At 68.4% G+C, this 13,608-nt stretch carries 11 protein-coding genes; 1 reads left to right on the top strand and 10 read right to left on the bottom strand.

Going from position 1 to position 13,608, the window contains the following annotated elements; translation table 11 throughout:
• Nucleotides 1–52: 52 nt before the first annotated feature.
• Nucleotides 53–910, top strand: coding sequence for an SDR family oxidoreductase (locus tag QM806_RS14825; protein ID WP_120660491.1), 858 nt, complete (start codon nucleotides 53–55; stop codon nucleotides 908–910).
• On the opposite strand, the gene atzF is transcribed toward QM806_RS14825, so the two are convergent.
• The 10 genes from atzF to urtB all read right to left on the bottom strand — a co-directional run bounded on the left by atzF (nucleotide 907) and on the right by urtB (nucleotide 13,573).
• Complete coding sequence (gene atzF, locus QM806_RS14830; RefSeq protein ID WP_054245709.1) at nucleotides 907–2,652, bottom strand: allophanate hydrolase; 1,746 nt, start codon at nucleotides 2,650–2,652, stop codon at nucleotides 907–909. The genes QM806_RS14825 and atzF overlap by 4 nt on opposite strands.
• A complete protein-coding gene (gene uca, locus QM806_RS14835) occupies nucleotides 2,652–6,302 on the bottom strand; it encodes an urea carboxylase (RefSeq protein ID WP_052023927.1) in 3,651 nt (1,216 codons plus the stop codon). Before uca ends, atzF begins: the two co-directional genes overlap by 1 nt.
• Nucleotides 6,303–6,394: 92 nt before the next feature.
• Nucleotides 6,395–7,834, bottom strand: a complete 1,440-nt coding sequence (locus tag QM806_RS14840; protein ID WP_005251827.1) for a short-chain fatty acid transporter — start codon at nucleotides 7,832–7,834, stop codon at nucleotides 6,395–6,397.
• A 33-nt stretch (nucleotides 7,835–7,867) separates the two neighbouring features.
• Nucleotides 7,868–8,401 (bottom strand): carboxymuconolactone decarboxylase family protein, encoded by a 534-nt coding sequence (locus tag QM806_RS14845; RefSeq protein ID WP_005563343.1) that lies wholly within the window; start codon nucleotides 8,399–8,401, stop codon nucleotides 7,868–7,870.
• Entirely contained in the window at nucleotides 8,398–9,234 is an 837-nt protein-coding gene (locus QM806_RS14850) for an SDR family NAD(P)-dependent oxidoreductase (RefSeq protein WP_169692662.1), read from the bottom strand. The genes QM806_RS14845 and QM806_RS14850 overlap by 4 nt, the downstream gene beginning before the upstream one ends.
• Nucleotides 9,235–9,333: 99 nt before the next feature.
• Nucleotides 9,334–10,032: a GntR family transcriptional regulator gene (locus QM806_RS14855; RefSeq protein ID WP_005261085.1), complete on the bottom strand. Its 699-nt coding sequence runs from the start codon at nucleotides 10,030–10,032 to the stop codon at nucleotides 9,334–9,336.
• Nucleotides 10,032–10,745: an urea ABC transporter ATP-binding subunit UrtE gene (urtE, locus tag QM806_RS14860; protein WP_005563341.1), complete on the bottom strand. Its 714-nt coding sequence runs from the start codon at nucleotides 10,743–10,745 to the stop codon at nucleotides 10,032–10,034. Before urtE ends, QM806_RS14855 begins: the two co-directional genes overlap by 1 nt.
• Nucleotides 10,732–11,577: an urea ABC transporter ATP-binding protein UrtD gene (urtD, locus tag QM806_RS14865; protein ID WP_005261083.1), complete on the bottom strand. Its 846-nt coding sequence runs from the start codon at nucleotides 11,575–11,577 to the stop codon at nucleotides 10,732–10,734. The genes urtE and urtD overlap by 14 nt, the downstream gene beginning before the upstream one ends.
• Complete coding sequence (gene urtC, locus QM806_RS14870; protein WP_005563340.1) at nucleotides 11,574–12,692, bottom strand: urea ABC transporter permease subunit UrtC; 1,119 nt, start codon at nucleotides 12,690–12,692, stop codon at nucleotides 11,574–11,576. The genes urtD and urtC overlap by 4 nt, the downstream gene beginning before the upstream one ends.
• Nucleotides 12,689–13,573, bottom strand: a complete 885-nt coding sequence (gene urtB, locus QM806_RS14875; RefSeq protein WP_005251836.1) for an urea ABC transporter permease subunit UrtB — start codon at nucleotides 13,571–13,573, stop codon at nucleotides 12,689–12,691. The genes urtC and urtB overlap by 4 nt, the downstream gene beginning before the upstream one ends.
• Nucleotides 13,574–13,608 lie beyond the last annotated feature (35 nt).

The following is a 13,608-nucleotide window of genomic DNA, read 5'->3' on the forward strand; positions in this document are numbered from 1 at the left end:
GGAAAGTGAGCTTGAATAGTCAACTCGCACCACTACGCGCTAGGAGTTCGTCATGACCATCGCCGTCACAGGAGCAACCGGACACCTCGGTCGACTCGTCGTCGAGGCACTGCTCGACAAGGGCACCCCCGCGGGCGACATCGTCGCCGTCGTCCGCACCCCGGCCAAGGCCGCGGACCTCGCCGACAAGGGCGTCGCCATCCGGCAGGCGGAATACGGCGATCGCGCCGCACTGGAGAAGGCGCTCGCCGGCGTCGACAAGCTGCTGCTCGTCTCGGGGAGCGACATCGGGCAGCGGATCGCCCAGCACACCAACGTGATCGCCGCCGCGAAGACCGCCGGCGTCGGCTTCGTCGCCTATACCAGCGTCCTCGACGCACAGAAGAGCCCGATCGGACTGGCCGTGGAACACCGCGCCACGGAGGACCGGCTGACGCAGTCCGGAATCGACTTCGCGCTGCTCCGCAACGGCTGGTACTGGGAGAACTACCTCGGCAGCATTCCCGCTGCGGCGGAGACCGGTGCGCTGTTCGGCAGTGCCGGAACGGGTGTCGTCGCCGCGGCCGCCCGCAAGGACTACGCCGAGGCCGCCGCCGCGGTCCTGCTCGCCGACGGGCAGGCAGGCAAGGTGTACGAGCTCGGTGGCGACGAGCGCCTGACATACAGCGAACTAGCGGAGGTCGTCTCCTCCGTCCTCGGAAAGCCGGTGTCGTACAAGGACCTTCCGCAGGCCGAGTACGCCGCGGTGCTCGAGGGCGCCGGACTGCCCGCGCCGATCGCGAGCATGCTCGCCGACTCCGATGCGGGAGTCGCCGTCGGCGCCCTCGACACCGAGAGCGGCGACCTGCAGAAGCTGATCGGCCGCAACTCGACCCCCGCCGCCACCGTCCTTGCCGTGAGTACTTATTAACCGCCCGTGGTTGACAAGTACTCACGGGCGTAGGCAACCCAACTGCCGAATTCGGTGATGTCCGTGGCCCCGTCGACCGCGTCGTGGGTGCAGCTGAAGCCGACCACGGCGCGGCCGTCGGACAATTCGACGCTCGTCAGCGCCATCGGGGCGGGCAGTGCGGCGAGGAAGGTGCCCAGCCCGGCGGGTGACACCCGGAACAGTTCCCCGATGATCGCCGCTCCCGCGCCGGGGCCGCGACGGACGAGACCGGGCTTGGGCGGCGTCGTGTCGAGTGCGGTGAGCCGGTAGGCGTCGGTGGTGGTGACGGTGTCCACGAACCGTGCGCCGATGTCCTCGAGCTGGAAATGCAGGGGCTGTCCGCGCAGGTGGGCTCCGAACACGGCCAGTTCCACACCGTCCGCGACGAGGGTGGGCGCCGGTGCACCGACGAGACGGGCCGCGAGGTCCACGGCCACCTGGTCGGCGAACGCAGGCACCACGAACATGACACCGAACGGGTCGCCGGTGGCGGTCGGGGCGCCCGGGACCGCGACGGCCGCCATGTCGAGCAGGTTGCAGAAGTTCGTGTACGTGCCCATCCGCCGGTTGATGTCGATCGGATCGGCTTGTACGGCAGCGATGGTCGGGTGTTCGGTGGTGGTGGGCAGCAGGAGGCCGTCGAAACCGGCCAGCAGTTCCCGCGTCTGCGCCTTGACGCGGGTGAGCGTGTCGAGGTCGGCGGCGAACTCGTGGCCCGCCGGCTTCCTCGCCGACTCGACGATGGCGGTGACCACCGGATCGGCGCCCGCCGGCGCGGTGTCGAGGAATTTCCCGACAGCGGTGTACCGCTCGGCGACGACGGCGCCGTCGTACAGCAGGCGGGCGGCGTCGAGGAGTGGGGAGATGTCGATCGCCTCGACGGAGAAACCTCGGTCCGCCAACGACCCCACCGTGGCGACGAATGCCGCACGGTACTCCGGTGTCAGCAGATCGAGATTCTGTTCCGCGGGAATCGCGACCCTCGGCTGCGTGGGCGCCGCCAGGCGGACGTCGGACGGCCACGCGCGGCTTCGCGGGTCCGCGCTCGCCGGGCCCGACATGATGCGGGCGGCGGTCACGGCCGTGTCGAGTTCGGTGGCGAAGACGGTGACGCAGTCGTAGTCGACGCAGGCGGGAACGACGCCGTCGGCGGGGATGACGCCGAGCGTCGCCTTGATGCCGACGAGACCGTTGAACGCGGCCGGGACCCGCCCGGAACCTGCTGTGTCGGTGCCGATTCCGATGTCGGCGATGCCGAGGGCGACGGCGACGGCGGAACCGGAGCTGGATCCGCCCGACACCCGGTCGGGGTCCCACGAGCACCGGACGGCGCCGTACGGACTGCGTGTCCCGACCAGCCCGGTCGCGAACTGGTCGAGGTTCGTCTTCCCGAGCACCACAGCGCCCTGCTCGACGAGGCGGCGCACAGCGCTCGCGGTGACGTCGGGGAGGTAGGCGAACTCGGGGCACGCTGCCGACGTCGGCAGTCCCGCGACGTCGATGTTGTCTTTGACCGCCACGACCTTCCCGGCCAGGGGGAGGTTTTCGCCGGCGTCGAGACGGGCCTGCACGGCAAGGGCATCGGCGTGCACGTCCTCGGCGGGCCGGAGGGTGATCCACACTTCCGGACGGTCCACCTCGGCGATCCGCCGGAAGGCATCCTCGACACGGGCGGTGGGGGAGAGGGTGGTCTGTCCGCGGTTCACGGCATCGACAGTCATCAGTTTTCTGCTCCAATCACGACGAGGGGGGTGCCCGGTTCGACGATCGCGCCCGGTGACACGAGGACTTCGAGGACTGTTCCGGACGTGGTGAATGCAACCGGCATCTCGAGTTTCATCGCCTCGAGTACCACGGCGTTCTGTCCCGGTTCGATGCGCTGCCCAGCTTCGACTTCGACGCGCCACACGCTGCCGACCATGGGAGCCTCGACGACGACAGCCCCGGGCGGAACGTCGACCCGTGCCGACGGCTCGGGTGCGGGCGCCTGCTCGACGCGGTCGAATTCGCCCGACGCGCGCCACGCGGACTTCTCCGCCTCGAACGCCGCGGACTGCCGGGAGTCGAACTCGGCGATGGATTCGGCGTTGTCCCGCAGGAACTTCAGGTGGTCGGCGAACGCGAACGTGCCGTCGGAGATCTCGGCGTCGAACCGCCCCGCGACGGCCTGCTCGCGGTATTCGCGCAGCTGCTCCGGGGTGACGGGTTCCCACACGATGCGGTCGAAGAACCGGAACATCCACGGTGTGCCCTCGTCGAAGGGGCGGTGCTGCCGGTAGCCGGACCAGATCGGGACGGTGCGCCCGATCAACTGGTAACCGCCTGGCGACTCCATGCCGTAGACGCACAGGTACTTGCCGCCGATCCCGACCGCGTCGGACGGCGTCCACGTGCGCGCCGGGTTGTATTTGGTGGTGACCAGGCGGTGCCGCGGGTCGAGGGGCACGGCCAGTGGTGCGCCGAGGTAGACGTCGCCGAGCCCCAGCACCAGGTACTCGGCGTCGAACACGGCGTCGCGCACGTCGTCGACGCTGTCCAAACCGTTGATGCGCCGGATGAACTCGGTGTTCGACGGCAGCCACGGCGCCTCGTCGCGGACACCGTTGCGGTACCGGTCGATGGCCTCGGCGATGGACGGGTCGTCGAACGACAGCGGCAACCGGACCGTGCGACTCGGCACCACCAGATCGTGTGTCGCGGGCAGCAGTTCCTCGATGTCCTGGAGGATGTCCAGCAACCGGCCGGCGGGAAGTTCGTCGGCATCGAAATGCAGGTGCAGGGAGCGCACACCCGGAGTGATGTCGATGATGCCCGGGACCCGACGCCGGATCAGCGCTTCCGACAGCGCGTGGACGCGCATGCGGAGTCCGAGGTCGAGTTCCCGGTCCCCGTACTCGACGAGGACGTTGTCGTCGCCGCCGCGGAGGTACGCGACCTCGGGACGGTCCAGTACGGGCGGGATGCGGCGCAGGACCCCGCCGTCGCTGTTCGCCGAGCGGGTTGCGGTGGGCGGAAGATCCAGTTTGCGAGACGAATCCGACGCCCGCAGCACGTGCGCACCGTCGTCGGAGACGGCGACGAACCGCACTTCGTCGCCGGGCCTGATCTGCCCGAGCTTCCACCGGTGCGCCTTCACCACGGTGAGGGGGCACGCGAAGCCGCCGAGGCTCGGTCCGTCGGGGCCGAGCAGGATCGGGGTGTCGCCGGATACGTTGAGCGCTCCGACGCTGTACGGGTTGTCGTGCAGGTTCGACGGGTGCAGCCCGGCGTCGCCGCCGTCGGTCCTCGACCAGACCGGCTTGGGGCCGTCGAGCCGGAGGCCGGTCCGGTTCGCGTGGGTCTGGACCTTCCAGGTCGTGTCGTAGAACTGCGCCATGTCGGAGTCGGTGAAGTAGGCGGGCGCCGGCTGCGGTCCCTCGGTGACGGCGAGATGCCACACGTGCGTGAATTCGGGACGCGAGTCCTCCGGGACGGGATGCGGTGCGCCGAGACCCGTGGTGTTCTCGAACAGCGAGTCGTCGAAGAGTCCCAGCACGTCACCGGTGGTGACGGCCTTGCCGGTGATGCCGCCGAACCCGCCGAGCGTGAACGTGGACGCGCTGCCGTGGTACAGCGGAGCGTCGATGCCGCCCCGGAACGCGACGTACGTGCGCAGGCCGGTGTCCGCCGGAGTGCCGACGTCGAGGACCGACCCGGCCGGCGCTTCCACCGGTTCCCACAAGGGGATCGGTTCGCCGTCGAGCGTGACCGGGGTGTCGGCACCGCCCACACAGATCACCGTGGCATCCGAGATCACGAGGCGCGGCCCCTGCAGGGTGCATTCGAGACCCGGCGCGCCGACCGGATTGCCGACCGCGGTGTTGACCAACTGGAACGACAGGTCGTCCATCGGTCCCGACGGCGGAATTCCGACCTCCCACAGTCCGGTTCGGCCGGGGTGATCCTGCACGGTGGTCATCGTCCCGGCGCGGAGCACGTCGACGCGTCGGCCGGTCGGCCGCAGATCGGCCAGCGACTGCGTGGTGTGCTCGCCGGCCAGCACCGTGTCGGCGACGCAGATCCGCCGCAGCTGGGGCAGGTTCGTCTGGACTCCGTAGATGTGCGTGTCGGCGAGTGCCTCCGCGAGGGCGGCGAACGCCGCCGTACGCCGGTGCCCGCGGGTGATCACCTTCGCCAGCATCGGGTCGTAATAGGCACTCACTTCGGTTCCCGTCTCGACCCACGTCTCGACCCGCGTGTGAGCCGGGAACTCGACCCCTGTGAGTCGTCCGGCGCTGGGACGGTAGTCGTGGCCGGGGTCCTCGGCGTAGATGCGGGCCTCGACGGCGGTTCCCCTGATCTCGGGTCCGGAGTCGGGCAGCCCGTCGAGCATGGAACCGTCCCCGCGGGCGAGCCTCAGCATCCACTCGACGAGGTCCACTCCGGTGACTTCCTCGGTCACCGGGTGTTCGACCTGCAGTCGCGTGTTCATCTCGAGGAACGACGCTTCACCGCGGTCCACGTCGTAGACGAACTCGACGGTTCCCGCGGACCGGTAGTTCACCGACGACGCGAGACTGCGGGACGAGCTGAGCAGTTGTTCCACCACGTCGTCGGAGAGTCCGGGTGCCGGGGCCTCCTCGACCACTTTCTGGTTGCGGCGCTGTAGTGAGCAGTCGCGGGTGCCGAGGCTCAGCGTGCGGCCGAGTCCGTCGCCGAACACCTGCACCTCGATGTGCCGGGCACGGGCGACGAAGCGCTCCAGGAACACCCCGGACGAGGAGAAGTTGGCCTGAGCGAGGCGCTGGACGCGGTCGTAGGCCTCGCGGAGTTCGGCGGCGTCGAAGCACGCCTGCATCCCGATGCCCCCGCCGCCACCGACCGCTTTGATCATCACCGGATAGCCGATGTCGGAGGCCGCGGACAGGGCGTCGTCGACGGAGTCGAGGAGCCCGCTGCCCGCGACGAGCGGGACGCCGACGGCGCGGGCGGCCTCGCGTGCCGTGTGCTTGTTCCCGAACGTGCGCAGCTGTTCGGGGGTGGGACCGACGAACGCGATCCCGGCGGATTCCGCCGCTGCGGCGAACGCGTCGTTCTCCGACAGGAAGCCGTATCCGGGATGAATCGCGCCCGCGCCCGTCGCCAGGGCGGCCTCCACGACGGCGTCGGCCCGCAGATACGACTCGTGGGCGGGAGCCGGACCCAGCCGGACGGCGACGTCGGCCATCTCGACGTGCGCGGCAGCCGAATCGGCGTCCGAGTGGACCGCAACCGTCTTCAGTCCGAGGAGGTGTGCCGATCGCATGATGCGGCAGGCGATTTCGCCCCGGTTCGCGACGAGCAGGGTGTCGAAGGAGTACTCGATCGGCGGCGTATTCATCCCTGTGGACATGGTTGTATACGCTAAGGACGGGGTGTTTCACCGAGATTGCTCGAGGTAACGCGTGGGTTAGTAAGACCTCTCACGGCCTGCGCGAATCGGGATCACGGTGAGGACGGCTGCACCGGGGGTACGAACTCGAACGTCGTTCCGAGCAGCCACACCAGGAGCAGGACCACCGGCAGGTGGAACATGAACTGCAGGAACGTGAATCCCACCAGATCGCGCGCCTTGAGCCCCAGCACTGCGAGCAAGGGCAGCATGAAGAACGGGTTGATCAGGTTCGGCAGGGCCTCGGCGACGTTGTACACCTGGACCGTCCAGCCCAGGTTCATCCCGACATCGGTGGCCGACTGCATGACGTAAGGCGCCTCGACGAGCCATTTTCCGCCTCCGGACGGCACGAAGAGGCCCAGCACGACCGTGTAGAGGGCGATGACGACGGTGAAGCCGCCGCCGCTGCCGATGTTCGTGAAGAACTCGGCCAGGTGCTCCGAGATGGTGAGGCCGTTTCTGCCCTCGGCCTTCGTGAGGATTGCGGCCATCGCGGCATACAGCGGGAACTGGACCAGGATGCCGGCCGTCGCCGGGACGGCCAGCGCGACGGCTTGCAGGAACTTGCGCGGCGTCCCGTGCAGCACCAGCCCCAGCATGAGGAAGACCAGCAGATAGGCGTTCAGGCTACTGACGACGGTGAGCACGGGTTTGGTCACCAGCTGGGAGATCAGCCACCCCAGCGTCATCAGACCGGCCAGCGCCGGCAGGATCCGGCTGTATTCGAGCCACTCTCCCGGTCGCGTTCGGGGCGCCACCTCCTTCGGCCGGTCGTCGAGGTCGACGTCCAGATCCTGGGCGGTGGTGACGGCCGCGCCCCTCGGCGCGGAGAAGTGGGCGATCACCACGGTCAGGGCGATGATGATCACGCACATCAGCAGCGACTGCCAGGTGAAGATCGTGGTCCCGAAGTCGAGGACGCCGGTGATCTCCAGCAGCGCCGGCGGTAGGGATGCGGCGGTGGCCTGCAGTTGCGCGGCGGACGAGGACATGCCGAGCGCCCACACGGCGCCCAGACCCATGAAGGCCGCAGCGCCGAGCGCACGGTAATCCACTCGCAGGTCGGATCGGCGGGCGATCGCCCGGGCGAGCAGCCCTCCGAACACCAGACTGAGCCCCCAGTTCAGGAAGGAGACCGACATGGACAGGAATGCGACGAAACTGACTGCGGTGCGCGCCGACTGAGGCACCAGGGCCAGGCGATCGATCAGCCGGGCGACCGGCGGGGACGTGGCGACGACGTATCCGGTCAGCACCACCATGGCCATCTGCAGGGTGAACGCCGTCAGATCCCAGAAACCGTCACCGAACGCGTCCACGACCGTCTGCGGAGACGAACCGTTGGCCAGTGCGGCCACCGAGACGACGAAGACGCCGACGAGCGCGAAGACGTAGGCGTCCGGAAACCATTTCTCCGTCCAGCCGGCCAGCGACTGCGCGACCCGCGCCAGTCCCTTCTCGGAGCGGACCTCGTCGGTAGCGGATGTCATGCGGCCGTTCCTCTTCTCTACGCGATGCGGAACCTACGAATAGTCGCGTTCGATCCTCAGAGTCCCGATGGTGGTGGCCAGGGCGTCGTACTGGGTCACCAGAAAGCAGAATTCGATCATCCGGCGGTCGTCGAAGTGGGTGCTCAGCGCCGACCACGTGGCATCGTCCAGGTTGTCGGTGGCGACGAGTTGGTCGACGGCAGTGAGGATGGCGCGGCGGCGCGCGTCCCAGCCCTCCGCGGCGGGACCTTCCAGCACCTGGTCGAGGAGCGCCGGGGTGACGCCCGCCCGGCGTCCGAGGCGCACGTGGTGGTCCATCTCGTAGCTGCACTTCCGCAGGTGTGCCACCCGAAGGATGATCAGTTCGGTCTCGTACCGGGAGATCTGCCCGCCCGGCATCAGCTTGCCGGAGTACTGCAGCCACGCACGGAAGAGCCCCCTCGTGCGGCCCACCGTGCTGAACAGATGTGCGTCCGGCACACCGGCGACACGGGAGATGATTCGCCACAGCACCCAGTTGACGGGGCCGAGTTCCTTCAGACGTCCGGGTGGAATGCGTGCGGTCACGCCGCCCCCTCTCCTTCTACTCGTCCCCTCGCGGGAACGGCTGCGTGCGCGCGTAGTTCGATCGAACGGGTCATCTCCGTGGCCCGAAGTGCGAGCATACGCACAGAATCCGACCCGGGTACCCGGGACGGCGCGTATATCCGATTCTTCCGCCCCGCGATTCCCCGTTCGAGTGCATCGACCGCCACCGTGATCGAGGAGGTCCGGGTCAGTGCACTGCCGCGGGGTGGGGGAACCGCGAGGCCGTCGAAGTCGATCAGGGTCCGGTCCGTGTCGATCTCGCCGAGCCGGGCGATACCGACCCGGGTCCCCAGCGGTTTCATCTCTTCCCGCAGGGCCCCGCCGAGCTCCTCGGCACCGCCTCTCGTGGCGCCGTGCACGCCGCGCAGGGGGCTGAACGTCGTCGACGACGCCACGACGAGTGCGTACCCGTTGCGGTGGCCGATGTACGGTCCCGCGGCGCGCAGCGTGTGATACGTCCCCATCACGTTCACCTCGATGGCATACCGCATCACCTCCGGATCGCCCTCGACGATGTGCGCCGGGGGCGTCACGCCCGCGTTGGCGACGACGACGTCGAGGCCGCCGAGCCGGTCGGCGAGGTAGTCGAACGAGTCCTCGACGGCTCGCCGGTCGCGGATGTCGCATCGACGCCACGGCGCCCGGCCGCACGTGGTGGCTGTCTGATCGAGGAGTTCGGGTTCGAGGCCGAGCAGCCCGACACGGGCGCCCCGCTCGTGAAGTCGTCTGGCGAGTCCGGCGCCGATACCCCGGGCTGCCCCGGTGATCAGGACGCGGCGTCCGACCAGATTCTCTTCGAGAGTGCGTGACATGAAGCGAGTTCCCAACCTGTGTTACCGAGCGGTAGCAAGACGCTAGCACCCGCTCGGTTCGTTGGTGGGAAAAATGTCCAACCGAATTGGACAACTGTCTCAATCCCGGATCGCCCAGGCCATCCGTGCGAGGGAAAGTGCCTGTTCAGCACGCTCGATGACCACTTCACGCGACTCGCTGATATGCGCAAGCAGCGTGTCGTACGCCGTATCCAGCTTGCCGTCGAGAGCGAACTCGGCCACCGAGATGTGCTCGTCGATGGTCGCGCTCATGCGGTCGGGGGTGAGGTAGTCGAACATCCGGACCGGCCGCACCTTCGCATTCACGCTGACGAGCGCATCGGACAGCGCCCGGTTGCCGGCCGACCGCAGCAGAACGGTGTGGAACTGCTCGTCGAGCGCCACGAACCCGGCGTCCGGCTCGGGGTTCTCCTTCCGCAACGCGTACCACCGGTCGAGCTCGGGTCCCAGAACGTCCGGGTCGTGCGACAGCGACTCGTCGGCGCGGACCCGGGCGATTCCCTGGAGTTCGAGCGTGATGCGCAGTTCGTACAGGCCGGCGAGCTCGTCGATGCGGGGGCGGTACGGAAACAACCCGCCCACGTCGCGCTGGACGAGTCCGTCGGCGAGAAGCCGGGCCAGGGCCTCCCGCACCGGCGTCCGGGACACCCCGTAGGTGTCGGCGAGACGCTCCTCGCCGAGACGCTGTCCCGGTGGGATCCGGCCGCTCATCAGGTCGGTGCGCAGCGACAGATACACGTGATCGCTGAGGGAGCCGGCCGGTTCTCGGCGCGCCATCAGATGGCCATCGCCGCGCGGACGTCGGAGACCGCGGTACGGACGTCGGTATCGGGTGCGGCGCCACCCGCGCCGGAGGACGTGACCCGCCCCGACTCGAGGACGTAGTAGCTCTCGGCGGATTCGAGCGCGAACCCGATGTGCTGTTCCACCAACAGGACTCCGAGCCCGCCGCGGCGGGTGAGTTCCACGATGGTGCGCTCGATCTCGGCCACGACGGACGGCTGAATGCCCTCCGTCGGTTCGTCGAGGATCAGCATCTTCGGTTCCGTGATCAGGGCCCGCGCGATGGCGAGTTGCTGACGCTGCCCGCCGGAGAGGAGACCGGCACGCCGGTCGAGCAGGCCGCGCAAAGCCGGGAACAGATCCAGCACCTCGCCGACGAGTTCCCTTCCGCGCTTGCGGCCGTCGGCCACCACCTGCAGATTCTCCGCGGTGGTCAGCTGACCGAACGACTGCTGGCCCTGCGGCACGTAGGCGAGGCCGCGCGCCACGCGGGCGCTCGGCCGCAGCGCCGTGACATCCTCGCCGTCGAACAACACCCGCCCGGTGTCGACCTTGATCAGTCCGACCGCGGCCCGGAGAAGCGTGGTCTTGCCCGCGCCGTTGTGTCCCATCACCGCGGCCACACCGTCCGACGGGACCGTCAGCGCGACTCCGTGGATCACTTCGGTTCGGCCGTACCCGGCCCGGATGTCGTCAAGCTCGAGCATCGCTGTCCTCCTTAGAAACCTCGGGCTGCAACTCGGGGGCGGCGCCGGCCGCGGCGGTCCCGAGGTACACCTCCTGCACACGCGGGTCGGCCTGCACCTGCTCCACGGTTCCCTCGCTCAGCACCTTCCCGGCGTGCAGCACGGTCACCGACGTCGCGAACGCGCGCATGAAGTCCATGTCGTGCTCGACCACCACGACGGTCCGCTCACCGCCGATGCGGCGCAGCAGGTTTCCCGTCTCGTCGCGTTCCTCGTGGCTCATGCCGGCCACCGGCTCGTCGAGGAGCAGGACGGAGCAGTTCTGCACCAGCAGCATCCCGATCTCGAGCCACTGCTTCTGCCCGTGCGCGAGGATTCCCGCCGGGGTGTCGCGGAGCTTGCCGAGACCCGTGACGTCGAGCGCCTCCTCGATGGCGGGGAGCACCGTCTTGCGTCGGCGCAACAGTGTGAGTGCCGAACGGCCGGCGCCCGCCGCGATGTCGAGGTTCTGGAGAACCGTCAACTCCTCGAACACGCTGGCGGTCTGGAACGTGCGGCCCACGCCGAGCCGGGCGATGCGGTGCACCTTCTTGCCGATCAACTCGACACCGGATTTCGTGACCGATCCCGTCGCGGGGACGAGCCCGGTGATGGCGTCGACGAGAGTGGTCTTGCCGGCGCCGTTGGGGCCGATGAGGAACCGCAGGTCGCCCTGCATGAGGGTGAGGTCGACGCCGTCGACCGCCTTGAAGCCGTCGAAGCTGACCCGAAGGTCCCGGACCTCGAGGTACTCGCTGGACATTCCGGCGTTGCCGCCGAGCACGGGTTCCTTGGCCGTGGCAGGAATCGTCATCGCGCCATCTCCATTCGTTCCGTCGGCTCGGTCTCGTCTTCCGGTCCGGGCGGGGCAGGTTCGTCGGAGGATGCCTTCTTCTTCCGCTTCAGCAGCGCGAACAGTCCCGCGACGCCAGCCGGGAAGAAGCCGACGACCACGATGAACAGCAGGCCCTGCGCGTACGTCCAGCCGGAGGGGAACGACTCCGAGAACGCGCTCTGCGCCCACGCCACCCCGATGGCGCCGAGGACCGGGCCGAGGAGTGTGGAACGTCCGCCGATGGCCACCCCGATCAGGAACGCGATCGACGGGACGATCCCGACGTCGGCGGGGGAGATGATGCCGACGATCGGCACGAACAGCGCGCCGGCGAGGCCCGCGAAGAACGCGGCCGTCACGTAGGCGACGAGTTTGATGTTCGCCGGGTCGTACCCGAGGAAGCGGACGCGCTCCTCCTGATCCCGGACGGCGACGAGCAGTTCGCCGTAACGGCTGTTCATCAGCTGCCGGGTGATCGCGACCACGGCCAGCAGCACACCTGCGGCGATGAAGAACAGCATCTGCTTGTTGGCCGGATCGTTCAGGTTGAAACCGAAGAACGTGCGGAACCGGTTGAGGCCGTTGCTTCCTCCGGTGCTCTGCTGGCCCACCAGCAGGATGGCGAACGCGGCGGCGAGCGCCTGGCTGAGGATCGCGAAATAGGCGCCCTTGACGCGGCGCTTGAACACGCCGAGCCCGAGGACGAACGCCACCAGCGCCGGGATCAGCAGGATTCCCAGGATCGTCACGATCGGCGACGTGAACGGCACCCAGTAGCCCGGCAGTTCGCGGATGCCCGCGATCTGCATGAAGTCGGGCACGGTGTCGCCGCGGAGTTCTGCGTCGGCGATCTTCAGGTGCATCGCCATCATGTAGGCGCCCAATCCGAAGAACACACCCTGGCCGAGGGTGAGCATGCCGCCGCGGCCCCACGCCAGGCCGATACCGACCGCGACGATCGCGAAGCACAGGAACTTGCCGAGCAGGCTCAGCCGGAAGTCGCTGAGAACCGCGGGGGCGACGACGTACAGAAGCACTGCGGCCAGCGCGAATCCCGCCCACGCGCGGTAGCGGCCACTCGTCAGGATGCTCATACGAGACTCCTCGTCTTGACGGCGAACAGGCCCTGCGGCCGAACCTGGAGGAACACCACGATGACCACGAACACGATGACCTTGGCGATCGACGCCGTGGTCGAGTACTCGACGAACGAATTGAGGATGCCGAGCGCGAACGCGGCGATCACCGCTCCCTTCATCTGGCCAAGGCCGCCGACCACGACCACCAGGAAGGCGTCGATGAGGTAGCTCTGCCCGATGGTCGGGCTCGTCGAGCCGATCAGGGTGAGCGCCACACCCGCGACACCCGCCAGACCGGAACCGATGAAGAACGTCGTCACATCGGTTCGGCGACTGGAGATCCCGCTCGTCTCCGCGAGGTCGCGGTTTTGCACCACGGCGCGGATGCGGCGTCCCATCGGGGACTTCTGCATCGCCAGCGACAGCGCGACCACTGCCACGACCGCCAGCACCAGGATGAACAGGCGCGTCTTCGGCACCACCGCGCCGAGGATCTCCACACCGCCGGAGAGCCACTCCGGTGCGGCGACGTTGACGGCGGGTGCACCGAAGACGTCCCGCGCCAGCTGCTGCAGGATCAGTCCCACCCCGAACGTCACCAGCAGCGTGTCCAGCGGCCGGTGGTACATCCGCTTGACGAGGGTGACCTCGAGGAGGACGCCCATCGCGCCACCGACCACGAAGCCGACGAGCAGAGAGATGAACAGAGAACCGGTGGCGCTCGACACCACCTGCTGCACCACGTAAGCCGTGTACGAGCCGGCCATGATGAATTCGCCGTGGGCCATGTTGATGACGCCCATCTGGCCGAACGTCAACGACAGCCCCAACGCCGCCAGCAACAGGATCGATCCGATACTCAACCCGGTGAACAGCTGTCCGATCACTACATCCATCGATGTGTGTCCTCTCTTACCTCGTGCTCGTCGGA

It is taken from the genome of Rhodococcus sp. IEGM 1351, from assembly GCF_030056875.1.
In the GTDB taxonomy this organism is placed as follows: Bacteria; Actinomycetota; Actinomycetes; order Mycobacteriales; family Mycobacteriaceae; genus Rhodococcus_F; species Rhodococcus_F opacus.